Genomic DNA, 25396 nt, shown 5'->3' with positions numbered 1-25396 from the left:
TCAGCCCAGTGTCGCGTCGTGGGCGAGCACGGCGTTGAGCAGCACCTGTGCGCCCGCACCGCATTCTTCCAGCGTGGTCGATTCCGCCTCGTTGTGGGAAATGCCGCCGAGGCAGGGCACGAAGATCATGGTGGTGGGTGTGACACGCGCGATATAGGCCGCGTCATGGCCGGCACCCGAGGCCATCTCGCGGGACTTGTAGCCCGCCTGGTCCGCCCCCTGCTGCACGCACTTGATCAGTTCGGGCGCGAACTTCACCGCCGGCGATTTCCAGATGCGCTTTTCCTCGAGCTCGAGGTTGAGCTCGGCGGCGATCTTCGGCAGCGCCTCCTGATAGGCCTTCTCCATCTTGTCGAGGACCGTCTCGTCGGGGTGGCGGAGGTCGACGGTGAAGAACACCTCGCCCGGCACCACGTTGCGGCTGTTAGGGCGGTTCTCGATGAGGCCCACCGAGGCCACACCCGGAAGGTTGGCCATGCCGACCTGATGGATCGCCTCGATCATGCGCGAGGCTCCGAGCAGCGCGTTCTTGCGCAGGCCCATGGGGGTTGCTCCGGTATGGCTTTCCTGGCCGCGCACCGTCACCTCGTACCAGCGCATGCCCTGCACGCCCGTGACGACGCCGATCATCTTGTTCTCGGCTTCGAGAATGGGCCCCTGCTCGATGTGCAGTTCGAACATCGATCCGAACTTGATGGCGCCCGCCTTGTGCTTGCCCTTGTAGCCGATGCGCTCCAGCTCATCGCCGAGCTTGATGCCCTGACGGTCCTCGCGGCTGTAGGCGAACTCCGGCGTGAAGACGCCGGCATAGACGCCTGAACACAGCATGGCGGGGGCAAAGCGCGAGCCCTCCTCGTTGGTCCAGTTCACGATCATGATCGGCGCGTTGCTCTCGTAGCCCATGTCCACCATGGTGCGGAGCGCCTCGAGCGGGCCCAGCACGCCGAGCACGCCGTCGAACTTGCCGCCGGTGGGCTGGGTATCGAGATGCGACCCCATGGCGATGGGGAGAAGGTCCTTGCGCTTGCCGGGGCGGGTCGCAAACATGTTGCCGACCTCGTCCACCTCGACGGTACAGCCCAGGGCCTCGCACTGCGCCTTGAACCAGTCGCGGACCTTCTTGTCCTCATCCGAAACGGTAAGCCGCTTGATCCCGCCCTTGGGCGTGCCGCCGAACTTCGCCGTTTCCATCAGCGTGTCCCAGAGCCGGGCCGGATTGATGGTGAGGTTGGTCTTCGGCGCGGTGGCGGACATGGCAACGGTGCTCCCAAACTTTTGAACGTTTGGTCAAGAATAGGCTTGGGAGTACCGGCCCCGTCAAGGGCCCGTCAGGGCCCCGCAGAGAAGCGCGGTTGCGTCACATGCGCGGCTTCATCGCCGCCACATGGGGCGCCATCAGCGTGAGGTCTGCCGGGCCGAGGCGCGAGGCGGCGTTGAGCTGATGCCAGTAGGGATAGATCAGCGGCTGCAAGCTCACGTCGTCCAGCATCTTGCGCTCTTCCGTCGTCAGCACCAGCGAGGCGGCGGCGAGGTTGTCCTTGAGCTGGGCCTCGTTGCGGGCGCCGAGAATGATGTTGCACACGCCCGGACGGCCCGAGAGCCAGGACAGCGCCACCTGCGCGCCCGAGACGCCGCGGCCATCGGCGATCTTCACGATGGTGTCGATGATGCGGTAGAGGCGCTCCTCGTCGCGGATGGGCGGCTCGCCCCAGTCGTTGACGTGGCGGGACAGTTCGGGCGTCACGCCCTTGCGGAACTTGCCCGAGAGCAGGCCGCCCGCGATGGGGCTCCAGACCTGCACGCCCATGCCCTGGTCCGTGGAAATGGGAATGAGCTCGTATTCGGCGTCGCGGGCTTCCAGCGTGTAGTGGATCTGCTGCACCACGAACTTTTCGAAGTTGTGGCGGTCGGCCGCCATCATGCACTTCATTACGTGCCAGCCCGAGAAGTTGGAGCAGCCGATGTAGCGGACCTTGCCGTCCTTCACGAGGCGGTCGAGGGCGGCCATGGATTCATCGACGGGCGTCATGCCGTCCCATTCATGGAGATAGTAGATGTCGATGTGGTCGCGGCCGAGACGCTTCAAGCTCGCTTCGCACTGCTCGATGATGTGGAAGCGGGAGTTGCCCTGCTCGTTCGGTCCCTTGCCCATGGGGAAGCGCACCTTGGTGCCCACCAGCACCTGGTTGGACTTGCCCTTGAGGGCCTGGCCCAGGTTCTCTTCCGACTTGCCGGTGGTGTAGACATTGGCGGTGTCGATGAGGTTCACGCCGTGGTCGATGGCGATATCCACCATGCGGGCCCCGTCCTTGACCGTGACGGTGCCGATCTTGCCGAACATGCCTTCGCTGGAAAAATGCATGGTGCCCAGCGAATGCAGCGACACTTTCAGGCCCGATCGGCCAAGCGAACGATATTCCATGGTATTATCCTCCCGAATTTTCCGCTATCAGGCCATGGGAGGGGAAGATGGTCAACAACATTTCGCGCAAACGCATGATGCGCAAACGCAGGATTTGCTGAATAAATATGCCGACGCTCGCCCCCTCGGACTATCTGGTCCACCTCGCCGCCATCTCGACGCTGATCTGCTACCTCTTCCGCGACCAGATCAAGTTGCGCTTCTTCGCAGCCCTCGGCGATGCGCTGCTGACCGGCTACTATTACTTCGCCTTCGACAAGCCCTTGTGGAACGGGCTCGTCTGGACCGTGGCGAACGTCATCATCAACGTCACCATGATCATCATCCTGCTGCGCGAGCACCGGATGTCGCTCCTCACCGACCACGAGATGACACTGTTCCGCTGCCTCGAGACGCTCACCCCCGGCCAGTTCCGCAAGTTGCTCAAGATCGCGACATGGCATGAATCGGAAGACCCGGTGCAGCTCACCGAAGAGGGCGCCGCCCTGAACAAGCTCTACTACGTGCTCGACGGCAACATCACCATCGGCAAGCAGGGCCGGGTGATTGAACGTGAGCCGAAGATGTTCATCGGCGAGATCGCCTTCCTGCGCGACAAGGCGGCGAGCGCCACGGTGATGACGGCCTCGAAATCGCTCTACGTGTCATGGGACCAGGCCGAACTGCGGGCCCTCCTCAAGAAGAACGAGGACCTGAAGAACGCCATGTCCTCGCTCCTCACCACCGACATGGCCGACAAGGTGGCGCGCGCCTGAGGATCATGCCTCAAACTCAGGCAGCAGGCGGCGGCGGTTCCTTCCAGGCGATGAGGAAGACCCAGAGCGAATAGAGAAGGAAGCCCGCCGCAATCACCATCCACATGGCGTTGCCGCTCCACAGGACCTCGAAGGCGGTCCAGCCGCCGGCCACGGCAATGATGGCAAGGCGCCGCCACAGCGGCCGGTAAAAGGGATGATCCGGGACTTCAAGCATCCGTACCTTGTTTCACGAGCATGTGTTGGGCGCAAGCCGATTGAAGCCTTGCCTCGCCGCAAGGGCGGTGCAAGAACCACACTCGCAAGTGGTTCAGGAGAGTTCATCATGGGTACATCGATCACGTTCAAGCGCGCCGACGGCAAGGACACGGAAGGCTATCTTGCCAAGGCGGGACGCGATCATGCCCCCGGCATCATCGTCATCCAGGAATGGTGGGGCCTGCAGGACCAGATCAAGGGCATGTGCGACCGCCTTGCCCGCGCCGGCTACGAGGCGCTCGCCCCCGATCTCTATGGCGGCGTGACCGTCCCCTATCATGACAGCCAGAAGGCCAACCGCGAGATGTCGTCCCTCGACTTCCTCGATGCGGTGGACAACATCGTGCGCGGTGCCGCCGCCTATCTTTCCCAGAGCGGCGCCAAGGTGGGCCTCACCGGCTTCTGCCTCGGCGGTGCGGTCACCGTGATCGGGGCGGTGCGCGTGCCCGAGATTGCCGCCGCCTGCTGCTTCTATGGCGTGCCGCCGCGGGAAGCCGCGAAGCCCGAGGACATCAAGATCCCCTTCCAGGGGCATTTCGCCACCAAGGATGACTGGTGCACCCCCGAAGTGGTGGGCGCGCTGGAAAGCGACCTGAAGAAATCCAAGGCCAGGTGGGAGCTGTTCCGCTACGACGCCGACCACGCCTTCATGAACGAGCAGCGCACCGTGCACGACCGCGCCGCCGCCGAACTGGCCTGGGGCCGGATGCTCTCCTTCTGGCGGAGCCACCTGGGCGGCTGAGCCCACCTATCTATCCCCGTTGATTTGCATCAAGGTCCCCGTGTGCGGCTTGCGCTAGCCATGGGACATGAGAAGCCATGTTGTCCTCGTCCTGGCGGTGAGTCTGGGTTTTTCCTCCCCGGTGGTTTTGGCCGCTGACCTGCCATCATCCTCCATCGCGGCACCGGGCGCGCTTGCCGCAGAAGGCAAGGCGCTGCTCGATGCCAATTGCAGCCGCTGCCATGCCACCGGACAGACCGGCAGCAGCCCCTTCGTCAAGGCGCCGCCCTTCCGCAACGTGATGCGGATCTATGGCGCCGATTCCCTGCAGGAGGCCCTGGCCGAGGGCCTGATCACCGGCCACCCCGCCATGCCGGAGTTCGTGTTCCCGCCGGACCAGGTGGGGGCCATCGTCACCTATCTGCACACGCTGGAAGATCAACCATGACCCATGTGACCCTTCCCCGCCTCATGGGCGGCGCGATTGTTGCCGCCGCCGGCCTCGCCCTTCTCGCCTCCAGCGCCTGGGGCGCGGACGCCGCCCTGATCGCCAAGGGCAAGCGCCTCGCCGAAGCCAATTGCGCCGTGTGTCATGCGATCGGCCCCGAGGGCGCGAGCAAGCTTGCCGCCGCCATCCCCTTCCGCGACATGGCCCTCGACTTCGACCAGAGCGAACTCGAGGATGCCCTCAATGAAGGCGTTCCAACCGAACATCCCGCCATGCCCGACTGGCAGATGACCCCGGACCAGGCGGCAGCCCTTGCGGCTTTCATCATCAGCCTCACGCCGGCGGGCGCAAAAAAGACGGAACTCGAAACGCCCGCTCAGGGCACCGTGGCGAACCCGTAGAGCGCCTCGATCTCGTGGGCGACCTTCTCCTGCAAGGTCCACAGGCCATCGTCATGGATGCCGAGCTGCTCGAGATGCAGGACCGTGTTGTAGAGATATTCGGCGCCTGATCCCCAGTGCCCGCAGGCCCGCGCCAGCCCTTGCGCCACTTCGTCCAGCGGCCGGTCCTGCACATAGGAATCAAGATGGGCGGGGGCCGCATAGAAGGCGAGCGCCTGCAGCGGACCGTCTTCCGTCTCGACATCGATCCAGCGCACCGCCTCGAGGGCGCTCTTGCGGCTGATCTCGCGGCGGAGCAGCTTTTCCATCACATCGACGATGCCCTCTGCGGGAAGACGCAGCACAACACCTTCGCAGGTTCCGCCCCTATCCAGGCACATCATGTAACCCGGCTGCTCGACGGTGGCACGATAGCGCCTGATCTGCATGGAGAAGGCGCGGTGCCAGCCCTGCGCCGTTGCCCGCTTCATGTCTTCGTGGGGCACTTCCGGCTTCCAGATCAGCGAGCCGTAGGCGAAGAGCCAGACAGGCTTGTCCGTGCGCCCCGTCAACAGGCGTTCTGCGGCGGGGCGGAAATCGGCGTCCGTCATGGGCTCGACCGACGCGAGGGGACCTGCATCCGCCACCTCGCGGTGGCAGAGCTTCACGTGCTCCGCGGTGAGCCGCATGATCCGCCCGCTGTTCATCCCGTGATCGCCGCGATCTCCTTGATGACGTGATCGGTCTCGGCCTTGCCGAGAGTGCCGAGATGCATGTCGACACGCCAGGTGGCGCCGCCTGCGAGCGAGACATAAAGCCCCTTCTTCTTTTCGGCCGCGTAGCCTTCCACTTCGGAGGTCGAGGGGAAAGCCATGCCGATCGCATCCTGGTCGGGCGTGCGGCAGATCCAGCGGATGCACTGGCTGCATTGCTCAGGCCGGTAGCGCATGTAGTCGGAGGTGCCGTCCGGACGGCGGAGCAGCGCATGGGCAAAGCCGTCCTTGCCGGCCTTCATGTCGATGGTCATCGCCACTTCCGGATCGAATTTCAGGTCGGGCCGCAGCACGTGATGAAGTGCCGGCTTCTCCGCCAGCTCCTCGAGAAACTCCTTGTAGCCGGGGGCAGGCGTGATGTGGGCGGGGATCGACTTCCGCACCCGCACACTCGTCTTGTTGGCAGGGGCCGAATAGAAGAGCTCGCCATTGTCCACCGGCCTGAAGTTGGCATGGGCCAGATACATCAGGTCCATCGGCGTCTTCTTCAGGTTCTCCACCGAGAGCGAGATGTCGAGCATCGTCGAATTCGCACCCATCACATGGGTGGAGGTGGCGAGATAGTGATAGGAGAAGGCGACGGTGTATTCATAGCTGCCGACGATGGCGCAGGTGCCCTTCTCCTCGTCGATCACCACCCAGCCCTTCTGGAACGGCGCGTTGGGAAGCTCGCCATGCAAGGGATGACGGTCGGTCGGCCCCGGCGCGCCGATGGCGGTTGCGCCGCAGTGGATGAAGAAGGCGCCATAGGTTTCGAGGTAGGGCACATCCGGCACCGGCTCCTCGAACATGGACTTCATGGTGAGGTCGCGGCCATCGAAGATGCTGCGCCAGATCTGGTGGCCCTTGAAGGGCAGCACGATGATCTCGCCCCGCCGGTTGCGGACCCGGAGTGCTGCAATGCCGCTGTCATAGCGGAAGGTGGAGAGGGTGAAGCCGGCCGCCTCGGCAAGCGGACGCTCCTTTTCGCCGAAGTGGACGGAGGCAAGATCGATACGGACAGGCATGGGCGGCAGGTTCCTCAAGGCAAGGGGATGCAATGATTGGCACGGGCCATGGGTATTGCCAAGGTCCGGGCCCTGAGTACGGATTTAGACGATACCTGAGGAAGACCCCTGCACCGCCGGACGTTCCTTTGCCTTGGCGGCGCGGTAGCCGGAGGCGCGATAGGCCTCGATCGGCGCCAGTGCCCCGCCCTTCCGAAACCGGGCCTCGGCAAGGATCGGCGAAACGTCGGTCGTGTAGGCCTGCTTCAGCATGCGGTGGCCGGCCATCACGTCGTTGGCGCCCTGCGCGTCCGCCAGCGCCGTGCGGTTGACGAGCGAGGCCTGCACATAGGCGCGCACGATCTCCATCGCAGACGACATCAGGCTTTCGATCGGGTCGGTGACGTTGTGCGACTGGTCGATCATGTAGGCGGGGGCGAAGTCCTTCGCCTTCCGCATCTCCGCATCGACGAGTTCGTTGAAGACGAGGAACAGGCGGAAGGGATCGATGGCGCCGGAGTCGAGATCGTCATCGCCATACTTTGAATCGTTGAAATGGAAGCCGGCCAGCTTGCCCACATGGATGAGCCGCGCCACGATCTGTTCGATGTTGGTGTTGGGCGCGTGATGGCCGAGATCGACGAGGCACTTCGCCTGCGGGCCCAGATGCTGGGCCGCCATCAGGCTTGAGCCCCAGTCGGAGATTACGGTGGAATAGAAGGCGGGCTCGTACATCTTGTGTTCGAGGAACATCAGCCAGTTCTTGGGTAGCGCCGAATAGATCTGCTCGCAGGCCTGGAGATAATTCTCGAACATCTTCGCGAGGTTCTGCTGGCCCGGAAAATTGGTGCCATCGCCGATCCACACGGTGAGTGCCGTCGAGCCCAGCTTCTGGCCGATCTCGATGCATTCGAGATTGTGCTCGATCGCCTGCTGGCGCGTCGCCTTCTGGGCATGCGAGAGCGAACCATACTTGTATGACAGGCTCTGGTCCTTCTGGTCCTGGAAGGTGTTGGAGTTCACCGCATCGAAGCCGAGGGAATACTGTGCCGCCTCCTGGCGGAGCGCGTTGTAGTCCGAGACCTTGTCCCACGGGAAATGCGGCGACACCGCTCCCGTGGCACGTGTGAGCTGGTGGATGACGCCGCAATCCTCGAGCTTGTCGTGGATATGGCGGGGCTCGCCCGGGCCCGGGAAACGGGCGAAACGCGTTCCGCCCGTGCCCACGCCCCATGTCGGAACCGCGACCTGATAGGCCATGGCCCGTTCCGTCATGGTTTCGATGGCGATGCCCCGCCGCTCCAGTTGCCGCCCGAGGTGGGCATAGTCTTCCTTGTGGGCCGCGAGAGCCTTGGCATTCTCCGAAGCCAGCTGATCAGCCGAAATGGCAAAGCTCATGGGCGTTTACCGCGTGAAGGACGCGAGATGACCCGCGTCGACGTTGAGGATGTTGCCGGTGGACTTGGCGGAGGCATCGGAGGCGAACCAGTAGACCGCCTCGGCGATGTCCTCCGGATAGACCGAGCGCTGGAGGAGCGAACGCTTGCGGTAATGATCGTCCAGTTCCTCGGGCTTGATGCCCAGCGACTGGGCGCGGCTCAGGCGGAAGCCCTCCGACATGATCTTGGAGCCGCGCAGTACCGCATCGGGATTGACCGTGTTGACGCGGATGCCGAGCGGCGCGCCTTCCGCCGCAAGCACGCGGGCGAGATGGATTTCCGCCGCCTTCATCGCGCCATAGGCCGACGTGCCGGGCGAGGCCACCATGCCGTTCTTTGAGGCGATGTAGATCATCGAGCCCGCATTCTTCTGGCGCTTGAGGATGCGGAAGCCTTCGCGGCCGACGAGGAAATAGCCGGTGCCGAGAATGGCCATCTGCTTGTTCCAGACATCGAGCGTGGTCTCGTCGGCGGGCATCGGGATAGCGATGCCGGCGTTGTTGACGACGATGTCGAGGCCGCCGAAGCGGAGCACGGTGTCGGTGAAGCCCTTGATGACCGCCTCTTCCTTCGTCACGTCCATGTTGACGGTGAAGACGTTGTCCTTGCCGAAGCGCTTGCCGAGGGCAGCACTGACCTCCTTCATGCCGTCATCGTTGATATCGGCGATGGTGACGCAAGCCCCTTCCGAGAGCAGCTTCTCAACGATGGCAAGGCCAATGCCGCTGGCACCACCGGTCACCAGCGCGATGCGCCCCTGCAGGGATTTGGGCTTGGGCATACGCTGCAGCTTGGCTTCCTCGAGGAGCCAGTATTCGATGTTGAAGGCCTCCTGTTCGGGAAGACCACGATACTTCGACACGCCATTGGCGCCGCGCATCACGTTGATGGCGTTCACGTAGAACTCGGCGGCGATGCGGGCCGTCGCCTTGTCCTTGGCGAAGGACAGCATGCCGACCTTCGGCACCAGATAGATGACCGCGTTGGCATCGCGGATCGCAGGCGAGTCCGGATGCTTGCAGCGCTCGTAATAGGCGGCGTAGTCCTTGCGGTAGCCTTCGAGCAGGTGATCGAGCGCCGCGCCATCGGCATCATGCGGCACGATCAGCGGCTTGATCTTGGTGCGGAGGAAATGGTCGGGGCAGGATGTGCCAAGCGGCGCCAGTTCACCCAGCTGTTTCGAATTCACGAACTCCAGAACTTCCGGCGCATCGGTGAAGTGCCCGGCCTTGTATTCGCCCTTGCTGATCCGGCCCCGGATTTCGGGCAGGAGCCGCAGTGCCGTTGCCTTGCGCTCGTCGGCGGAAAGCGATGACACCGCCTCGCCGCCAAAGACCGGGCGCTTCACGTTCTTGTCGAGCCAGGTGGCCGCCTTGTTGATGATGCGGAGCGTCGTCTCGTAGGACTCCTTCGCCGTCTTGCCCCAGGTGAAGAGGCCGTGGGCGCCCAGCACCACGCCCACGAGCTTCGGGTTTGCCGCCGCCATGGCGCCGAGCTTGATGCCGAGATCGATGCCGGGGCGCTGCCACGGCAGGTAGCCCATCTCGTCGCCGAAGATTTCGCGGGTGAGCTTTTCGGAGTCGGCAGAGGCTGCAATGGCGATCACCGCATCAGAGTGCACATGGTCCACATGCGGCCACGGCACATAGCCGTGCAGGCAGGTGTCGATCGATGGCGCGCGCGGATTGAGATTGAAGATGCAGTGGTTGAGGGCGTGCACCATCGCGTCTTCCTGGTCGAGGCTCTTGTAGAGCGACTTCAGGGACTCGAGCTTGTCCATGTAGAGGGTGGCGAAGCCATCGAGCTTCATCGAACCCAGGTCGCCGCCTGAACCCTTCACCCAGAGAACGGTCACGTCCTTGCCCGTCAGCGGGTCCTTGTGGGTGACCTTGGCGGAGGTGTTGCCGCCGCCGAAGTTTGTGATGCGGAGATCGGCACCGAGGAGGTTGGACCGGTACAGAAGTTTGCCCGGCTCATCGAGAGACTTCGCGTGGGCATCGTCCCATTGGGACTGCAGGAGGATGTTGCTCATGCCAAAACCATAGGCAAGGCATTCGCTCAGGGTCAATCAACAATCGTCACTGCATGTGCGATATTGCGCTGCAATGACGTTTTGCGATGCAATATGAGCGAAAATGCGTTGACGATTTTGAGCGAACCTGCCTACCGTTCCCGCCCATGCATGAGCGCGAACGATGGCAGTTGATCCTCACCCAGGTGCGTAGCCGCGGGGTCATGCGCTTGCGCGAGCTTGCCGCCATGACCGGCGCTTCGCCTGCCACGCTCCGCCGCGACGTCACCAAGCTCGAGGAGATGGGCCAGATCCGCCGCATCCACGGCGGCATCGAAGTGGTGGAGGCGAACCAGCAGTCGCATCTCACCGCCCGGCCCTTCGACGTGGCGCAGAACCTCAACACCGCGAAGAAGCGCGCGCTCGCCCGCGAGGCCGCCAATCTCTGCATCGACGGCGAGTCGATCATCATCAACGCGGGTTCCACCACCTTCTTCATGGCGGAATACCTGCGCGAGCGCCGCCTGCAGATCCTCACCAACTCCTTCCCCATCGCCCAGGAGCTGATCGGCACCAGCGGCAACCGCATCGTGCTGCCGGGCGGCGAGGTCTACCGCGAGCAGGGCATCATCCTCTCGCCCTTCGACGAGGACGCGATCCAGCACTTCACCGCGTCGCGCATGTTCATGAGCTGCCACGCCATCGGCCAGATGGGCATCATCGAGGGCGATCCGCTCATCGCCCGCGCCGAGGCCAAGATGCTGACGCGCGCCGAGCAGCTCGTCGTGCTCGCGGATTCCACCAAGTTCGAGACCCGCGGCAGCATGGTGCTGTGCCAGCTCTCCCAGGTCCATACCCTGATCACCGACCAGGATGCGCCACCCGCCATGCTCGACATGCTGCGCGGCAAGGGCGTCAACGTGATCATCGCCAGCGACGACGGCGAGGCGAAATCGCGCAGCGCTGCCTAACGCATCGTGCGAGCAAGTGGAATCCACTTGCGAAGCGAAAGATGCGTCAAGCCAATATCTGATCATCCGTTGCGCTAGGTCAATTTCCGGCAGGCCCGTGCTCGGCTAACCTTTCCCGATGCACGGCCTCTTTCTCAACCTCGTCACGGCGACGGTCATGATGACCTGGACGGTCTCCGTCCATTTCTTCGGCATCGTCGCCCTGCTCCGCCTCCTCAGCGCCCACAGCCACCATGTGGACGGCTACTCGGAGGTGCTGCGCCAGATCATGCTGCTGATCTTCGCCGTGCTGGGGATCGTCGCCCTGCACACGATCGAGATCTGGTCCTATGCGCTGGTCTACATCGCGGTGGGCGCCCTCAAGGGCTTCGAGCCCGCGCTCTACTTCTCCACCGTGAGCTTCACCACGCTGGGCTTCGGCGACATCGTGCTTGATCCCGCCTGGCGCATCCTCAGCGCCATCGAGGGAGCAAACGGCCTCATCCTCTTCGGCTGGTCGACAGCCTTCCTCATTTCGCTGATGCGCAAGCTCCGCGCCCTCGAGCACGACTGGCTGGAACGCTGAGGGGTTTTCCGCTCAGGGCAGCCGCACCGTGTCGTGCTCCATGAAGGCGGCCACTTCCGGCAGCCAGCGCGTCTGTACGAAGGCGACATGATCGGGATGGATGTTGTAGCCCTCGTAGGCCGCCTGATCGGCGAAGACCATGGAGATGGCATAGTCGAAGTCGTTCTTCGGGCTTACCTCGCGGGCAATCTCGAACTGCTCCACACCCGGAATGTCGCGAAGCTTTGCAAGCGCGGCGAGGAAGCTCTTCTCCTCCGCCGAACCCTTGGGATGCTTCAGCCTGAAAAGGGCGGCGTGGCGGATCATCGCGTCACTCCATTTCCCAATCGACGACGGTGACGCCGTTGATGCCGCCCTCGGCGGCGGCCACGATCAGGGCGCCCACCTTCTGGTGTTCGGGGTGGGGCAGATAGGCATCGCGCGCGGCGGCATCCTTGAAGTCCACGGTGAAGCCGTGAGTGTTGCTCCGCTGCAATCCCTCCGGACTGCAATCCGTGCCCGCCGTCACAGCCGTGATGCCGTCGATCTTGCCCTTGAGCCCACGCAAGGCGGCGAAGATCGGGCGCACATCCGTGCCCGGCTTGAAGCGCACAAAAACCGCGTGACGGATCACGGTGTCACCTCGATGCGCTTCACGCCCTGCGGCTGGGTGATGCCCTTCCAGATGGTCATTGCCTGATGTACGGGCGGATTTGGCTTGCGCGGCACGAAGTCACCATCGCCCGCCTTGGCGCGCATGTCGCCCTGCTCATAGGCCACCTTGCCGCGCGAAATCACGGTGCGGGCAACGCCGGTGCACTCGTAGCCTTCGAAGACATTGTACTCGATGCGGCTGAACTGCTTCTTCGCCGTGATCTTGTGGGTGGCCTTCGGGTCCCAGATCACCACGTCGGCATCGGCGCCGGCGCGCACCGCACCCTTGCGCGGATACATGTTGAGGATCTTGGCGATGTTGGTGGAGGTGGCGGCGACGAACTCTTCCTTGGTGAGGCGGCCGGTGTTGACGCCCGCCGTCCACAGCACGCGCATGCGGTCTTCAAGGCCGCCCGTGCCGTTCGGAATCTGCGTGAAGTTCTTGAGGCCCATGCGCTTCTGTGCACGGGTGAAGGTGGCATGATCGGTGGCAACGACCGAGAGCGTGCCCGACTGCAGACCCGCCCAGAGTGAATCCTGATGCTTCTTGTTGCGGAAGGGCGGGCTCATCACCCGGCCCGCCGCATGGTCCCAGTCCTTGTTCTGGTATTCGCTGTCGTCGAGCACCAGATACTGCACCAGCGGCTCGCCATAGACACGCTGCCCCGCCTGCTTGGCGCGGCGGATGGCGTCATGGGTCTGCTCGCAGGAGACATGCACGATGTAAAGCGGCACGCCCGCCATGTCGGCGATCATGATGGCGCGGTTGGCGGCTTCGCCCTCCACCTCCGGCGGGCGCGAATAGCTGTGGCCTTCGGGACCGGTGACACCGCGGGCGAGCAGATCGGCCTGCATGCGGGCGACGACATCGCCATTCTCGGCATGGACGAGCGGCAGCGCGCCCAATTGCGCGCAGCGCTTGAACGAGTTGTACATCTCGTCGTCGTTCACCATCAGCGCGCCCTTGTAGGCCATGAAGTGCTTGAAGGTGTTGATGCCGTAGGTCTTCACCACGGTTTCCATCTCGTCATGCACCATGGGCGACCACTGGGTGATGGCCATGTGGAAGGAATAGTCGGCAGCCGCCTTCTCGCTCTTGTGGCGCCAGGCCTGATAGGCCTTGAGCAGGCTTTCGCCGGGCGACGGCAGGCAGAAGTCCACCGTCATCGTGGTGCCGCCGGCGAGGCCCGCCATGGTGCCGCTCTCGAAGTCGTCGGCGCTCGAGGTGCCCATGAAGGGCATGTCCATGTGGGTGTGCGGGTCGATGCCGCCGGGCAGGATATAGCAGCCGCCGGCGTCGATCACGGTATCGCCCGAAAGCCCTTCGCCCACCGCAACGATATGCCCGTCCTTGATCAGCACGTCGGCGCGCTCGGAAAGATCGGCATTCACAACGGTTCCGCCGCGGATGAGGGTGGTGGCCATGGCTTGTCCTCCGGAAATTTTTTTGACCAATTGGATAAAGCAGAGATTGGACCGGAATTTTGCGCGCGTCCAGAGGCGGGGAGATGGAGATGCTCCCGAACTCTCCATGGCCGGGCTTGACCCGGCCATCCAGACTTTGTTGTCGAAACTGGATGCCCGGCTCAGGGCCGGGCATGGAGAGTGTTTGAAACAAAAACGGCGCCCCCGAAGGAGCGCCGCAATCACGTCAGCCGCGTGGCTGGTTACATGCCCTTGGCCTTGTCCATCACCGCGGTCGTCCAGGCGCCTTCCGGCTTCTTGGTGATGACGGGGGCTTCACCGCCGGCCGAGAGCAGCGTCTCCACCGTGCGGTCGGCGGCAGCGGTATCGAGCGTGCCGTCAGAGCCTTCGGTGAGCTTCGAGATTTCGCTCATCATGCGCTTCTGGTGTTCGATGGCGGCCGCACCCGTGGCGTCCGAGTCCACCACGATCTGGGCGGCTTCGTCGTTGTTGGCGCGGGCATAGTCCCAGCCCTTCATGGAGGCCTTCACGAACTTCGCCATGGTTTCGACGAAGGCCGGATCCTTGAGCTTGTCTTCCATGACATAGAGGCCGTCTTCGAGGGTGGCGACACCCTGGTCCTCATACTTGAAGGTGACGAGCTGGTCGGCGGGAATGCCGGCGTCGATCACCTGCCAGTATTCGTTGTAGGTCATGGTGGAGATGCAGTCGGCCTGCTTCTGGATCAGCGGGTCGACGTTGAAGCCCTGCTTGATCACCTTCACGCCGCCGGCGGAACCGTCGGTCTTGTAGCCGAGCTTGGCCATCCAGGCCATGAAGGGATACTCGTTGCCGAAGAACCAGACGCCGAGCGTCTTGTCCTTGAAGTCGGTCGGCGCCTTGATGCCGGTCTCGGCGCGGCAGGTGAGCATCATGCCCGAGCGCTTGAAGGGCTGGGCGATGTTGACGACCGGCTGGCCCTTCTCGCGGGTGGCGAGAGCGGACGGCATCCAGTCGACGACGACATCAGCGCCACCGCCAGCCAGCACCTGCTGCGGGTTCACGTCGGGGCCGCCCGGCTTGATCGTCACGTCAAGGCCGGCATCCTTGTAGAAGCCCTTGGCCTGGGCCACGAAGTAGCCGGCGAACTGGGCCTGCGTCACCCACTTGAGCTGGATCGTCACCGCCTCGGCATGGGCGGCAAGCGAGGCCGTCATCATGCCAACCGCGGCGACGGCACCGAGCAGATATTTCTTCATGTGTATAACTCCCTGTTTTTCAAAATTATTCTCTACTTCACACAGACCGTCCTACGTGCGGTAGGAAGGATGCCAGAATGTCACCGCCCGCTCGGCCAGAACGAGCAATGCATAAAAGATGGAACCGGTCAGCGCCGCAACGGCAATCTCAGCCCAGACCAGATCGAGGCTCATGCTGCCAAATCCCGTCTGCATGCGAAAGCCCATGCCGGCGATGCGGGTGCCGAAGAACTCGGCCACGATGGCACCAATCATCGCGAGTGTCGAATTGATCTTGAGGGCGTTGAAGATGAAGGGCATGGCGGCGGGCAGCCGGAGCGACAGCAGCGCTTGCGCCCACGAGGCGTTGTAGGACCGCATCAGGTCGCGCTCCAGATGCGACGAGGCCTGAAGCCCGGCGATGGCATTCACCAGCATGGGGAAGAAGGTCATGATCACCACGACCGCGATGTTGGGGGCAACGCCCGTCCCGAACCACATCACCATGATGGGCGCAACGCCGACGAGCGGCAGCACCGAGAAGAAATTGCCGAGCGGCAGGAGGCCGCGCTCGAGGAAGGAGAAGCGGTCGCAGAGCAGCGCCACCGCAAGGCCGGCACCACAGCCGATGATCCATCCGGGGATCACCGCCTGCAGCACCGTCTTGAAGAAGTCGTAGGCGAGAAGCGGCACCTCGCCGCCGATCTTGGCGCCGATCACCGAGGGGGCCGGCAGCAGCACCTGCGGAATGGGAATGGCGCGGCAGGCGACCTCCCAGGCCACCAGCATGAAGATGCCGAGGAGCGCCGGCGCCAGAAGATCGCGAAGCCCCTTCACGCGCGCACTCCCATGCGGGCGAGAGTCTTCCGTTCGATGTAGCCCACGAGCCAGACGAGGATCGCCGCCATGGCCGAACCCGCCACCAGCGCCGACCAGATCATCATGGTGAGGCCGTTGTAGGAGCCGACGAGAAGACGCGCGCCGATGCCGGCGATGGCGCCCGTCGGCAGTTCACCGACGATGGCGCCGGTGAGCGCAATGGCAATGGCGATCTTGAGCGAGGTGAAGAGATAGGGCACCGAGGCGGGCAGGCGCAGCTTCCACAGGGTTTCGGCGGCCGAGGCATTGTAGGTCCGCATCAGGTCCCGGTGGATGATGTCGGGCGACATCAGTCCCTTCACCATGCCGATCGTCACCGGGAAGAAGCAGAGATAGGTAGAGATCAGCGCCTTGGGCAGAAGCCCGGTGAAGCCCATGGCCCCCAGCACCACGATGATCATCGGCGCGATGGCGAGAATGGGAATGGTCTGCGAGGCGATGATCCACGGCATCAGCGCCTTGGAGAGGAGCTTCGAATGGACGATGAGGATGGCAAGGCCGATCCCCAGCACCGTGCCGAAGAAGAAGCCGACCAGCGTCGAGGAGAGCGTCACCCAGCAATGGTAGAGCAGCGACTTCACCTTCCACGGCGCGATCATGAAGACGGTGTTCCACAGTTCGACGATGATCTGGTGCGGTGCCGGGATCACGGGCCGCGGATGGTTCCAGCTTTCCATCAGCGTCGCGGCAAGCCCGCCGCCTGCGGCATCGATCTTGGCCTGGGCGACCACGGCATTCATCGGGATGCAGGCGAGATACCACACCACCACCAGCACGAGGCAGACGACGAGAACGGGAATGGTTTGGCCCTTGCGTCCGGTCATGCGGGGGCACCTTCATCCACTTTACCGAACGTCACCCCCGCGAAGGCGGGGGCCCAGCTTGAAGCACCTGTATTGCCCTCAAGACAGCTGGTTGCCCGCCTGCGCGGGCATGACGGGATCCCGTGAAACTCAATCCTCATAGCTGTGCCCCGCCTTCAGGCCTTCGCGCACTCTGTGCGCCAGCTTCAGGAACTCCGGCGCCTCGCGGAAATCGAGCGTACGTTCGCGCGGCAGCTTGGTCTCGATGACATCAATGATGCGCCCAGGACGCGGGCTCATTACCACGATCTTGGTGGAGAGGAACACCGCTTCCGGAATCGAGTGGGTGACGAACACCACGGTCTTCTGCGTGCGGGCCCACAGATCGAGAAGCTGCTGGTTGAGCTTGTCGCGGACGATCTCGTCCAGCGCACCGAAGGGCTCGTCCATGAGAAGGAGCTTGGGATCGAAGGCGAGCGCGCGGGCAATCGAGACGCGCTGCTGCATGCCGCCTGAGAGCTGCCAGGGGAACTTCTTCTCGAAGCCGCCGAGATTGACGAGATCGAGATTGCGCTTCACCCGTTCGGCCGCGTCACCCAGCCCCATGATCTCGAGCGGCAATGCCACGTTCTTTTCCACCGTGCGCCAGGGAAACAGTCCCGGCGCCTGAAACACGTAGCCATAGGCCCGCGCCAGGCGGGCCTGCTGCGGCGACAGGCCGTTCACCGTGATGGAGCCGGAGGTGGCTTGCTCGAGATCGGCAATCACCCGGAGAAGGGTGGTCTTGCCGCAACCGGAGGGACCGATGAAGGAGACGAAGTCGCCGTCCTCAACCGTGAGATTGACCTTCGACAGGGCATAGACCGGGCTGTCCGCCGTCTGGAAGGTCAGGCTGAGGTCTCGCGCCTCGATCACGGCTGCCACGGAAGTCTCCCCGAATGATTATTCTTGTTGCAGGAAAGGCTAACCGGACTTGACCATTTGATCAAGATTTATCAGGCTATCCACCATGCCCAAGGCGCAGGCAAAAGCTGAACGGAAAACCCGCATCCAGTCCCAGAATGAGGAGATCATTCTCGACGCGGCCCTCGAGGTGTTTTCGGCCTATGGCTACCGGGGCGGCACCATCGACCAGATCGCCGCCCGCTGCGGGCTCTCCAAGCCCAACCTGCTCTATTACTTCCGCCGCAAGGACGACATCTACAAGGCGGTGCTCGAACGCACTCTCGCCGACTGGCTGGAACCCCTGCGCAGCCTCGATCCCGCAGCCGATCCGGTTGCCGAACTCGGCCGCTACATTTCGGCAAAGCTCGACCTCACCTTCGAGCGCCCGGCCGCCTCGCGTCTCTTCGCCAACGAGATCCTGCATGGCGCGCCCCATGTGGCCCGCTTCCTCAAGGGGCCGCTCAAGGAACTGGTGGAGGCCAAGGCCCTGGTGATCCGCCGCTGGGTGGCGGAGGGCAAGCTCCGCCCCGTCGATGCCACGCATTTCATCTTCGCCATCTGGGCGGTGACGCAGCACTATGCCGACTTTGCCGTGCAGGTGGAGGCGATCACCGGAACCCCTGACCGCGAGCGCGTGCGCCGTGCCGTGCTCGACATTCTGCTGGCGGGTATCGCCCCGGGAAGTGGTTAACCCAAAACGCGTGTTTGGCGCTGCCATTAACGCTTCCTTGCCTCACTGCAACTATGAAGGGTGCGATGGCGCCTAATCCACCCTCTCCGCGGCTTCTGCTGATCGGCAGCGACAACCCGACCACCTGGATCGTCTACAACAGGCTGGTGCGGGAGTTCGGCATTTTCGATGCGGTGATCGAAAACACGATTGGCCGCCGCGCCCTGATCCGCAACCGCGTGCGCAAGCTCGGCTGGGCGGCGGTACTCTCGCAGATGGCCTTCATCGCGCTCATACGCCCGCTGCTGCGCCGAAGTGCTGCGGACCGCGCGCGCGAAATCTGCCGCATCAACACCATGGAAATCCACGAGCCACTGACCCAGGCGATCCGGCGCGTGGACAACATCAACAGTGCGGACGCGGTGAGCCTCATCACCGCCGCGAAGCCCGACGTGGTGATCGTCAACGGCACGCGCATCCTCAAGCGTCACGTGCTCGAAAGCACCAGCGCCACCTTCATCAATACGCACCAGGGCATCACACCCACCTACCGCGGCGCCCATGGCGGCTACTGGGCGCTCTACCAGAATGACCCCGGGCGCTGCGGTGTCACGCTCCATCTCGTCGACCAGGGAATCGATACCGGCAACATCATCGCCCAGGCGCTGATCACGCCCGGCCCGCGCGACAGCTACGTCACCTATCCCTACCTTCAGATTGCCGCGGCCCTTCCGCTTCTCGTGCGCGCCATCCGTGACTGCGCGGCAGGCACGCTCCAGACCAGCAAGGCCGAAGGCCCCTCGGCGGTGTGGTATCACCCCGGCTTCTTCCAATACATCCGCGCCCGTTTCCGCGGCGTCAGGTGATCTGGATCGTCTTCGGGTCCCAGTCCTTGGGCTGCGGGTACTGCGGGTTCATGTCTTCCAGCGTTTCCCGCACGATCTTCGAGATGATGGCATTGCGCACCCAGTTGCGGTCGGCCGGCACCACATGCCACGGCGCATGCGCGGTGGAGCAGCGGTTGAGGGCAATCTCGTAGGCTTCGGCATACTTGTCCCACAGCGCCCGGTCGGCGAGGTCGCCCGGATTGAACTTCCAGCGCTTGGTCTCGTCGCTCACCCGTTCTTCCAGGCGCTGCTTCTGCTCGTCCTTCGAGATGTGCAGCATGAACTTCAGGATGCGCGTGCCGTTGTCGCTCAGCATCTTCTCGAAGGCGTTGATCTCGTCATAGCGGCGCTCCACTGCCTCAGGGGGAGCGAAGCCCCTCACCTTCACCACCAGCACGTCTTCGTAGTGCGAGCGGTTGAAGATGCCGATGATACCCCGGGGCGGCGCCACCTGATGCACGCGCCAGAGATAGTCCTGGGCGAGTTCCGGCGGCGTCGGTGCCTTGAAGGAACTGACACGCACGCCGATCGGCCCGCAGGTGTTGAAGACCGCGCGCACCGTACCGTCCTTGCCGGAACAGTCGATGCCCTGGAGGATGACCAGCAGGGCCCGCTTGCCTTCGGCGTAGAGCTTGTCCTGCAGGGCGTCGATCGCCTCGGAATCCTTGGCGGTAGCCGCCTTGGTTTCGTCCTTGTCGGAAAAGGGATCGGTGGCCCGGGGATCAACCGAGGAAAGCTTGAAGGATTTGCCGGGGGTCACCCGGAAGCGGTCTGCGAAGGATTTTGCCATGGGGGTCAACTCTGTTCTGCAATTGGGGCAACTCCGTGCCCGCGCCTGCCCTTGATTGAAAGCACCCTTTCCGGCAAGCCTCAAGTGAGCACAAATCAGGTGAAGGAACGCCCCTCGTGACCCACCCGTCCAACCTGCCGCAGATGAAGAGCGCGGCCTATCGCCTGCCGGCGATGGACATCGAATTCCTGCTGGGTGACACGACCCGCGGAATCCGCTTCCAGCTGGAATACCAGAAGGCGGAAGAAAGCCTGCGCACCTGGGGCGTGGAAACGACCGTGGTGGTCTTCGGCTCGGCCCGGGTGAAGCCCGGCGCGGCAGATGGCTGGTATGACGGCGCCCGCGCCTTCGGCCGCATCTGCTCGGAAAAGGGCGGCGCCAAGCACAGGGCAAAGCCCCTCTACAACGTCATCGCAACGGGCGGCGGACCCGGCATCATGGAAGCCGCCAACCGCGGCGCCCATGACGCGGGCGCGCCATCGATCGGCTACAACATCACGCTGCCCATGGAGCAGGAACCCAACGCCTACTCCACCCCGGACCTGACCTTCCGCTTCCATTACTTCGCCATGCGCAAGATGCACTTTGCCATGCGCGCCGCCGCCCTCGTGGTCTTCCCCGGCGGCTTCGGAACCATGGACGAATTGTTCGAACTCCTCACCCTGCGGCAGACCGGCAAGATGACCAAGCCGCTTCCGGTCATTCTCTATGACTCCAAGTTCTGGAAACGCACCATCAACTTCCAGAGCTTCGTCGATGCCGGCCTCGTCAGTGCCCGTGACCTCGACCTCTTCACCTTTGCCGACACGCCGGAGCAGGCATGGGAGGAACTCCTCACCGCCGGCCTTCCCATCCCCAAGGACCTGTGATGCTGAAACTCTCCTTCCATGGCGCCGCCCGCACCGTCACCGGCTCCAACTACCTGATCCAGACGGAGACCGCGCGCGTGCTCATCGACTGCGGCATGTTCCAGGGCGCCAAGACGGAAACCGAGCTGAACTACCGGGCCTTTCCCTACGACACCAGGTCGATCACGGCGCTCGTTCTCACCCACGCCCACATCGATCACACCGGCCTCGTGCCGAAGCTGGTGAAGCACGGCTACACAGGTCCGATCCACGCCAGCGAAGGCACCCGCGATCTCTGCGCGATCATGCTGCCCGATTCCGGCTTCATCCAGGAAACCGAAGTGAAGCGCCTGAACGAGCGCAACGCCAAGCGCGGCCTTCCCGAGGTGGAGCCGATCTACACCATGGATGACGCGCTCGCCGCCATGAACCAGTTCACCACCCACCGCATGGAGGAATGGTTCTCGCCGGCTGCCGGCATCCGCATGCGCTACTGGAATGCGGGCCACCTGCTCGGCTCCTGTTCCATCGAAGTCGAAGTGGAGCAGGCCAACGCCAAGCCCACCCGCATTCTCTTCTCGGGCGACATCGGCCCCGACAACAAGCTCCTCGAACATGATCCGGAAGCGCCCACCGGCTTCGACTTCGTCATCTGTGAATCGACCTATGGCGGGCGCGACCGCTTCGAGCGCGAACCGGAAAAGCGCCTGCAGCTTCTCGCCAAGGAAGTGAGCGACGCGGCCGAGCGCGGCGGCGTGCTGCTCATCCCGTCCTTCGCCGTGGAACGTACGCAGGAGGTGGTGACCGATCTCGTCACCGTGATGGAGCGGGGCCTTGCGCCGAAGGCGAACATCTTCATCGACTCGCCGCTGGCCAACAAGGCGACCGCCGTCTTCCGCAAGCACGCCGAAGATCTGGAAGGAGGTGCCGCACTGGCGCGGGCCTTCGCGTCACCCTACGTGAAGTCGACCGAGAGCGTGGAAGACTCGAAGGCGCTGAACCGCTTTGCCGGCTTCCACATCGTCATTGCCGCTTCAGGCATGGCGGAGGCAGGCCGCATCCGCCATCACCTGCGCAACCGCCTGTGGCAGCGCTCGACCACCGTGCTGCTTGTGGGCTTCCAGGCCAAGGGCTCGCTGGGCTCGCTGCTCGAGGAAGGTGCGAAGCAGGTGACGATCATGGGCGACCAGATCCGCGTCGCCGCCACCATCCGCCGCATCGAGGACTATTCGGGCCACGCCGATGGTCCGGAACTCGTCAAATGGATCAAGAACCGCCTGCCCGTGGGCCGCACCATCTTCCTCACCCACGGCGAAGAGGAGGCACAGGTTGCGCTCGCCGAAGACATCCGCGGCCTTGTTGCGGATGACTGCATCGTGCGGCCGCGGCTCGATGACGTCTACGATCTCACCGGCACCTCTTGCGCCCTCCTCGCCGAGGAGACGAAGCCGCGCATCGATCCCACCAGTGTGGCCAAGCTCGACTGGAACAACGACCTTCAGTCCCTGATCCTCGACATCGGCGAGGAACTGAAGGGTGCGGCCGACGCCAAGTCGAAGGCGGTGATCATCCGCCGTCTCCGCCGTGCGCTGGCCGAAGAGAACGGCGCGCCCGCCAACGGCCAGACCACGCAGAAGCCGGCCGTCGGACGACAGGGGAAGCCTTCGTCCATCGACGAATGACAATGGAACATCCGTTCCAAAATCATTGCCGGAGATTGCCAATCGTGGTTGTCTCCCGCCATGACCGACGTCGAGACCCCCCGTGACTTCACCGCCCTCAGGAGCCTGATCGTCGAGCGCGCCGCGGCCTTCCCGCGCCGCCTCACCCAGGTTGCGACCTACGCCCTCGAGAACCCCGACGACATCGCCTTCGGCACCGTCGCCTCGATTGCCCAGGCCGCCGACGTGCAGCCTTCCACCCTGGTGCGCTTTGCCCAAAGCCTCGGCTACCAGGGCTTCAGCGAATTGCAGGAGGTGTTCCAGTCGCGGCTCCGTGAACGCGTGCTGAACTATGACGAGCGCATCGGGCAACTGCGCGAGCACACCCGCAATTCCGGCAAGGCCGGGCTCGTCTTCGATGGCGTGGTGGGTGCTGCCGAACAATCCCTCGGGCGCCTGCGCGAAAGGCTCGATCCGGCGCAGCTCGATGCCGCCACCGACATGCTCGCTGCGGCCGAGACGATCTACCTTATCGGACTCCGCCGCTCCTTCCCGATCTCGAGCTACATGGCTTATGCCTTCGGCAAGCTCGACATCCGCAACGTGCTGGTCGATGGACTGGGCGGACTCGCCGCCGAGCAGGCGAGCTTCGCCACCCCGAAGGACGTGGTGCTGGCGGTGAGCTTCACGCCCTATGCCAGCGAGACCGTGGCGCTGGTGAAACAGATTTCCGCCCGCGGCGTGCCCGTTCTGGCGATCACCGACTCGCCCCTTTCGCCGCTCGCCTCGCTCGCCCGGCTCTGGTTCGAGGTACAGGAGGCGAATTTCGAGGGCTTCCGCTCCATGACCGCCACGCTCACGCTGGCCACCACCCTCACCGTCGCCACCGCCGAGCGCCGGGCGAAATAGAACAAACGTTCCGCTTGACTTTCATGTGGAATTAATGTTTCGTTCCCCGAAAGCCTGAACCTCCGGAGTTTTTCACCATGGCAGCGCAGCCGGCAGCCCTCGATGTCATCACCATGGGCCGTTGCTCCATCGATCTCTATGGCCAGCAGATCGGTTCGCGCCTCGAGGACATCGGCTCCTTCGCCAAGTCGGTGGGGGGCTCGCCCACCAACATCGCCATCGGCACGGCGCGCCTCGGTCTCCGCTCCGGCCTCATCACCCGCGTGGGCGATGAACAGATGGGCCGCTTCGTGCTGGAGCAGATGGGGCGCGAAGGCGTCTCGACCCGCGGCATCAAGACCGATCCCGCCCGCCTCACCTCGCTCGTGCTGCTTGCCGTCGAAAGCGACAAGGCCTTCCCGCTCATCTTCTATCGCGATAATTGCGCCGACAGCGCGCTCTGCGAGGACGATGTAAACGAGGATTTCATCCGCGATGCGGGCGCCCTCCTCGTCACCGGCACGCACTTCGCCCGCGAGGTGAACGACAAGGCGCAGCGCAAGGCCATGGCCATTGCCAAGAAGCATGGCCGCCGCATCATCATCGACATCGACTACCGCCCGAACCTCTGGGGCCTTGCCGGCCATGGCGCCGGCGAGGAACGCTACATCAAGTCCGACAAGGTGACAGCGCATCTGCAATCGATCCTCGCCGATTGCGATCTCATCGTCGGCACCGAAGAGGAAGTGCACATTGCGGGCGGCACCGAGAACACCCTCGAGGCGCTGCGCGCCATCCGCAGGATCTCGAAGGGCGTCATCGTGCTGAAGCGCGGCCCCATGGGCTGTGTCGTCTACCCGAACGACATTCCCGCCAAGCTCGAGGACGGCATCGTCGGCAAGGGCTTTCCCATCGAGGTCTATAATGTGCTGGGCGCGGGCGATGCCTTCATGTCCGGCTTCCTGCGGGGCTGGCTGAAGAATGAACCCTATGAAATCTGCGCGACCTGGGCCAATGCCTGCGGCGCCTTCGCCGTCTCGCGGCTGCTCTGCTCGCCCGAGTACGTGACCTGGGAAGAGCTGCAGTATTTCCTCAAGAATGGCTCGCCGCACAAGGCGCTGCGCAAGGACGAGACGCTGAACCACATCCATCACGCCACGACGCGGCGCACGCAATGGCCGAAGCTGCTCGCCTTCGCCATCGACCACCGCAAGCAGCTGGAAGAGATGGCGGATGCCGCGGGAGCCCCGCGCGAGCGGATCGCACCCTTCAAGCGCCTCGCCATGCAGGCGCTGGGCAAGGTGGCGGACGGCAAGCCGGGCTTCGGCACGCTGCTCGATGACACCTATGGCCGCGAGGCCATGTTCGATGCGGCGAAGCTCGGCCTCTGGGTGGGGCGTCCGCTGGAAAAGCCGGGCTCGCGCCCACTCGAATTCGAACACACGCAGGATGTGGGCTCGCGCCTCGTCGACTGGCCGGTCGACCACTGCATCAAGTGCCTCGCCTTCTATCACCCCGATGATCCGCCGGAGCTGAAGCAGCAGCAGCTTGCCAAGTACCGCCAACTTTACGAGGCCGCCCGCAAGGTGGGCCGCGAACTGCTGATCGAGATCATCGCCGGCAAGAACGGCAGCCTCGACCGCCACACCATCGCGCGCGCCATGCAGGAGATCTATGATCTTGGCATCAAGCCCGATTGGTGGAAGCTCGAACCGCAGGCGGAGCCCGCCGCCTGGGACGAGATCGGCAAAACAATCGACCGCAACGATCCCCATTGCCGCGGCATCGTGCTGCTCGGCCTCGATGCCCCGGAAGAGGAGCTCGCCAAGGGCTTCGCTGCCGTGGCGGAGAAGCGCCACGTCAAGGGCTTCGCGGTGGGCCGCACCATTTTCAGCGAGGCCGCCCGCGGCTGGTTTGCGGGCACCCTCGACGACAGCAAGGCCGTCAGCATGATGGCAGATAAATTCGGCAAACTCGTGCGCATCTGGAACGATGCGCGGACCGCCTAAAGGACAGAACCG

General features: G+C 63.8%; 27 protein-coding genes. 12 read left to right on the top strand and 15 right to left on the bottom strand.

Translation table 11 applies throughout. The features are described 5' to 3' along the window. Both QM801_RS18785 and QM801_RS18780 read right to left on the bottom strand, forming a co-directional pair. Complete coding sequence (locus QM801_RS18785; RefSeq protein WP_415020735.1) at positions 1-1254, bottom strand: M20 family metallo-hydrolase; 1254 nt, start codon at positions 1252-1254, stop codon at positions 1-3. A gap of 103 nt (positions 1255-1357) precedes the next feature. Then, positions 1358-2422, bottom strand: a complete 1065-nt coding sequence (locus QM801_RS18780; protein ID WP_415020734.1) for an aldo/keto reductase — start codon at positions 2420-2422, stop codon at positions 1358-1360. 107 nt (positions 2423-2529) lie between these two features. On the opposite strand from QM801_RS18780, the gene QM801_RS18775 reads away from it, so the two are divergent. Continuing rightward, positions 2530-3177 carry a cyclic nucleotide-binding domain-containing protein gene (locus QM801_RS18775; protein WP_415020733.1) on the top strand — a complete coding sequence of 216 codons (648 nt, stop codon included), beginning with the start codon at positions 2530-2532 and terminating at the stop codon, positions 3175-3177. A 16-nt stretch (positions 3178-3193) separates the two neighbouring features. On the opposite strand, the gene QM801_RS18770 is transcribed toward QM801_RS18775, so the two are convergent. Beyond that, positions 3194-3394: a DUF3329 domain-containing protein gene (locus QM801_RS18770; RefSeq protein WP_415020732.1), complete on the bottom strand. Its 201-nt coding sequence runs from the start codon at positions 3392-3394 to the stop codon at positions 3194-3196. A 108-nt stretch (positions 3395-3502) separates the two neighbouring features. Here QM801_RS18770 and QM801_RS18765 point away from each other — a divergent pair, with 108 nt between their 5' ends. From QM801_RS18765 to QM801_RS18755, 3 genes are all read left to right on the top strand, one after another. Next, positions 3503-4177: a dienelactone hydrolase family protein gene (locus QM801_RS18765; protein WP_415020731.1), complete on the top strand. Its 675-nt coding sequence runs from the start codon at positions 3503-3505 to the stop codon at positions 4175-4177. 67 nt (positions 4178-4244) lie between these two features. Beyond that, entirely contained in the window at positions 4245-4604 is a 360-nt protein-coding gene (locus QM801_RS18760; RefSeq protein WP_415020730.1) for a c-type cytochrome, read from the top strand. Then, positions 4601-5005: a c-type cytochrome gene (locus tag QM801_RS18755; RefSeq protein ID WP_415020729.1), complete on the top strand. Its 405-nt coding sequence runs from the start codon at positions 4601-4603 to the stop codon at positions 5003-5005. The genes QM801_RS18760 and QM801_RS18755 overlap by 4 nt, the downstream gene beginning before the upstream one ends. Here QM801_RS18755 and QM801_RS18750 read toward each other — a convergent pair. The 4 genes from QM801_RS18750 to QM801_RS18735 all read right to left on the bottom strand — a co-directional run bounded on the left by QM801_RS18750 (position 4981) and on the right by QM801_RS18735 (position 10214). Beyond that, positions 4981-5691: a gamma-glutamylcyclotransferase gene (locus QM801_RS18750; RefSeq protein WP_415020728.1), complete on the bottom strand. Its 711-nt coding sequence runs from the start codon at positions 5689-5691 to the stop codon at positions 4981-4983. The two genes, QM801_RS18755 and QM801_RS18750, sit on opposite strands and share 25 nt — an antisense overlap. Next, positions 5688-6764 (bottom strand): DUF4432 family protein, encoded by a 1077-nt coding sequence (locus QM801_RS18745; RefSeq protein ID WP_415020727.1) that lies wholly within the window; start codon positions 6762-6764, stop codon positions 5688-5690. Before QM801_RS18745 ends, QM801_RS18750 begins: the two co-directional genes overlap by 4 nt. Positions 6765-6848: 84 nt before the next feature. Then, positions 6849-8141 carry an L-rhamnose catabolism isomerase gene (rhaI, locus tag QM801_RS18740; RefSeq protein WP_415020726.1) on the bottom strand — a complete coding sequence of 431 codons (1293 nt, stop codon included), beginning with the start codon at positions 8139-8141 and terminating at the stop codon, positions 6849-6851. A 6-nt stretch (positions 8142-8147) separates the two neighbouring features. Beyond that, positions 8148-10214 (bottom strand): bifunctional rhamnulose-1-phosphate aldolase/short-chain dehydrogenase, encoded by a 2067-nt coding sequence (locus QM801_RS18735; RefSeq protein WP_415020725.1) that lies wholly within the window; start codon positions 10212-10214, stop codon positions 8148-8150. An 86-nt stretch (positions 10215-10300) separates the two neighbouring features. Between QM801_RS18735 and QM801_RS18730 the strand changes: the two genes are divergently transcribed. After that, positions 10301-11164, top strand: a complete 864-nt coding sequence (locus tag QM801_RS18730) for a DeoR/GlpR family DNA-binding transcription regulator (protein WP_415020724.1) — start codon at positions 10301-10303, stop codon at positions 11162-11164. 118 nt (positions 11165-11282) lie between these two features. Continuing rightward, on the top strand, positions 11283-11729 hold the full coding sequence (locus QM801_RS18725; protein ID WP_415020723.1) for a potassium channel family protein: 447 nt from the start codon (positions 11283-11285) through the stop codon (positions 11727-11729). Positions 11730-11741: 12 nt separating this feature from the next. Here the strand turns inward: QM801_RS18725 and QM801_RS18720 are convergent, their stop codons facing one another. The 7 genes from QM801_RS18720 to QM801_RS18690 form a co-directional block, all read right to left on the bottom strand. Next, the gene (locus QM801_RS18720) at positions 11742-12035 is read right to left on the bottom strand and encodes a Dabb family protein (RefSeq protein ID WP_415020722.1); all 294 of its coding nucleotides are present in this window, start codon (positions 12033-12035) and stop codon (positions 11742-11744) included. Positions 12036-12039: 4 nt separating this feature from the next. After that, positions 12040-12342 carry a Dabb family protein gene (locus tag QM801_RS18715; protein ID WP_415020721.1) on the bottom strand — a complete coding sequence of 101 codons (303 nt, stop codon included), beginning with the start codon at positions 12340-12342 and terminating at the stop codon, positions 12040-12042. Beyond that, positions 12339-13787: a dihydropyrimidinase gene (hydA, locus tag QM801_RS18710; RefSeq protein WP_415020720.1), complete on the bottom strand. Its 1449-nt coding sequence runs from the start codon at positions 13785-13787 to the stop codon at positions 12339-12341. Before hydA ends, QM801_RS18715 begins: the two co-directional genes overlap by 4 nt. Before the next feature lie 242 nt (positions 13788-14029). Beyond that, positions 14030-15025, bottom strand: coding sequence for an ABC transporter substrate-binding protein (locus tag QM801_RS18705; RefSeq protein ID WP_415020719.1), 996 nt, complete (start codon positions 15023-15025; stop codon positions 14030-14032). A 51-nt stretch (positions 15026-15076) separates the two neighbouring features. Continuing rightward, positions 15077-15841 (bottom strand): ABC transporter permease, encoded by a 765-nt coding sequence (locus QM801_RS18700; RefSeq protein WP_415020718.1) that lies wholly within the window; start codon positions 15839-15841, stop codon positions 15077-15079. After that, positions 15838-16707 (bottom strand): ABC transporter permease, encoded by an 870-nt coding sequence (locus tag QM801_RS18695; protein ID WP_415020717.1) that lies wholly within the window; start codon positions 16705-16707, stop codon positions 15838-15840. The genes QM801_RS18700 and QM801_RS18695 overlap by 4 nt, the downstream gene beginning before the upstream one ends. 129 nt (positions 16708-16836) lie before the next feature. Continuing rightward, positions 16837-17610, bottom strand: a complete 774-nt coding sequence (locus tag QM801_RS18690; RefSeq protein ID WP_415020716.1) for an ABC transporter ATP-binding protein — start codon at positions 17608-17610, stop codon at positions 16837-16839. 85 nt (positions 17611-17695) lie between these two features. Here QM801_RS18690 and QM801_RS18685 point away from each other — a divergent pair, with 85 nt between their 5' ends. Further along, positions 17696-18322: a TetR family transcriptional regulator C-terminal domain-containing protein gene (locus QM801_RS18685; RefSeq protein WP_415020715.1), complete on the top strand. Its 627-nt coding sequence runs from the start codon at positions 17696-17698 to the stop codon at positions 18320-18322. Positions 18323-18387: 65 nt separating this feature from the next. Next, positions 18388-19167, top strand: a complete 780-nt coding sequence (locus QM801_RS18680; protein WP_415020714.1) for a formyl transferase — start codon at positions 18388-18390, stop codon at positions 19165-19167. Here QM801_RS18680 and QM801_RS18675 read toward each other — a convergent pair. Next, complete coding sequence (locus QM801_RS18675) at positions 19160-19978, bottom strand: polyphosphate kinase 2 family protein (protein ID WP_415020713.1); 819 nt, start codon at positions 19976-19978, stop codon at positions 19160-19162. The genes QM801_RS18680 and QM801_RS18675 overlap by 8 nt on opposite strands. 143 nt (positions 19979-20121) lie before the next feature. Between QM801_RS18675 and QM801_RS18670 the strand changes: the two genes are divergently transcribed. From QM801_RS18670 to QM801_RS18655, 4 genes are all read left to right on the top strand, one after another. After that, positions 20122-20847 carry a TIGR00730 family Rossman fold protein gene (locus tag QM801_RS18670; RefSeq protein WP_415020950.1) on the top strand — a complete coding sequence of 242 codons (726 nt, stop codon included), beginning with the start codon at positions 20122-20124 and terminating at the stop codon, positions 20845-20847. Further along, the gene (locus QM801_RS18665; protein WP_415020712.1) at positions 20847-22508 is read left to right on the top strand and encodes an MBL fold metallo-hydrolase; all 1662 of its coding nucleotides are present in this window, start codon (positions 20847-20849) and stop codon (positions 22506-22508) included. Before QM801_RS18670 ends, QM801_RS18665 begins: the two co-directional genes overlap by 1 nt. 60 nt (positions 22509-22568) lie before the next feature. Then, positions 22569-23396 carry a MurR/RpiR family transcriptional regulator gene (locus QM801_RS18660; protein WP_415020711.1) on the top strand — a complete coding sequence of 276 codons (828 nt, stop codon included), beginning with the start codon at positions 22569-22571 and terminating at the stop codon, positions 23394-23396. Positions 23397-23473: 77 nt separating this feature from the next. Further along, positions 23474-25384 (top strand): bifunctional 5-dehydro-2-deoxygluconokinase/5-dehydro-2-deoxyphosphogluconate aldolase, encoded by a 1911-nt coding sequence (locus QM801_RS18655; protein WP_415020710.1) that lies wholly within the window; start codon positions 23474-23476, stop codon positions 25382-25384. Positions 25385-25396 lie beyond the last annotated feature (12 nt).

The organism is Aestuariivirga sp., from assembly GCF_047600585.1.
In the GTDB taxonomy this organism is placed as follows: Bacteria; Pseudomonadota; Alphaproteobacteria; order Rhizobiales; family Aestuariivirgaceae; genus Aestuariivirga.
The sequence above is the reverse complement of the archived record's forward strand: the minus strand, read 5'-3'. Positions and strand labels throughout refer to the sequence as shown.

Bases quoted from the DNA above. Each gene is read 5' to 3' on its own strand.
- QM801_RS18785 (WP_415020735.1), bottom strand. From the start codon at position 1,254: ATGTCCGCCACCGCGCCGAAGACCAACCTCACCATCAATCCGGCCCGG.
- QM801_RS18780 (WP_415020734.1), bottom strand. From the start codon at position 2,422: ATGGAATATCGTTCGCTTGGCCGATCGGGCCTGAAAGTGTCGCTGCAT.
- QM801_RS18775 (WP_415020733.1), top strand. From the start codon at position 2,530: ATGCCGACGCTCGCCCCCTCGGACTATCTGGTCCACCTCGCCGCCATC.
- QM801_RS18770 (WP_415020732.1), bottom strand. From the start codon at position 3,394: ATGCTTGAAGTCCCGGATCATCCCTTTTACCGGCCGCTGTGGCGGCGC.
- QM801_RS18765 (WP_415020731.1), top strand. From the start codon at position 3,503: ATGGGTACATCGATCACGTTCAAGCGCGCCGACGGCAAGGACACGGAA.
- QM801_RS18760 (WP_415020730.1), top strand. From the start codon at position 4,245: ATGAGAAGCCATGTTGTCCTCGTCCTGGCGGTGAGTCTGGGTTTTTCC.
- QM801_RS18755 (WP_415020729.1), top strand. From the start codon at position 4,601: ATGACCCATGTGACCCTTCCCCGCCTCATGGGCGGCGCGATTGTTGCC.
- QM801_RS18750 (WP_415020728.1), bottom strand. From the start codon at position 5,691: ATGAACAGCGGGCGGATCATGCGGCTCACCGCGGAGCACGTGAAGCTC.
- QM801_RS18745 (WP_415020727.1), bottom strand. From the start codon at position 6,764: ATGCCTGTCCGTATCGATCTTGCCTCCGTCCACTTCGGCGAAAAGGAG.
- rhaI (WP_415020726.1), bottom strand. From the start codon at position 8,141: ATGAGCTTTGCCATTTCGGCTGATCAGCTGGCTTCGGAGAATGCCAAG.
- QM801_RS18735 (WP_415020725.1), bottom strand. From the start codon at position 10,214: ATGAGCAACATCCTCCTGCAGTCCCAATGGGACGATGCCCACGCGAAG.
- QM801_RS18730 (WP_415020724.1), top strand. From the start codon at position 10,301: ATGCAATATGAGCGAAAATGCGTTGACGATTTTGAGCGAACCTGCCTA.
- QM801_RS18725 (WP_415020723.1), top strand. From the start codon at position 11,283: ATGCACGGCCTCTTTCTCAACCTCGTCACGGCGACGGTCATGATGACC.
- QM801_RS18720 (WP_415020722.1), bottom strand. From the start codon at position 12,035: ATGATCCGCCACGCCGCCCTTTTCAGGCTGAAGCATCCCAAGGGTTCG.
- hydA (WP_415020720.1), bottom strand. From the start codon at position 13,787: ATGGCCACCACCCTCATCCGCGGCGGAACCGTTGTGAATGCCGATCTT.
- QM801_RS18705 (WP_415020719.1), bottom strand. From the start codon at position 15,025: ATGAAGAAATATCTGCTCGGTGCCGTCGCCGCGGTTGGCATGATGACG.
- QM801_RS18695 (WP_415020717.1), bottom strand. From the start codon at position 16,707: ATGACCGGACGCAAGGGCCAAACCATTCCCGTTCTCGTCGTCTGCCTC.
- QM801_RS18685 (WP_415020715.1), top strand. From the start codon at position 17,696: ATGCCCAAGGCGCAGGCAAAAGCTGAACGGAAAACCCGCATCCAGTCC.
- QM801_RS18680 (WP_415020714.1), top strand. From the start codon at position 18,388: ATGGCGCCTAATCCACCCTCTCCGCGGCTTCTGCTGATCGGCAGCGAC.
- QM801_RS18675 (WP_415020713.1), bottom strand. From the start codon at position 19,978: ATGGCAAAATCCTTCGCAGACCGCTTCCGGGTGACCCCCGGCAAATCC.
- QM801_RS18670 (WP_415020950.1), top strand. From the start codon at position 20,122: ATGAAGAGCGCGGCCTATCGCCTGCCGGCGATGGACATCGAATTCCTG.
- QM801_RS18665 (WP_415020712.1), top strand. From the start codon at position 20,847: ATGCTGAAACTCTCCTTCCATGGCGCCGCCCGCACCGTCACCGGCTCC.
- QM801_RS18660 (WP_415020711.1), top strand. From the start codon at position 22,569: ATGACCGACGTCGAGACCCCCCGTGACTTCACCGCCCTCAGGAGCCTG.
- QM801_RS18655 (WP_415020710.1), top strand. From the start codon at position 23,474: ATGGCAGCGCAGCCGGCAGCCCTCGATGTCATCACCATGGGCCGTTGC.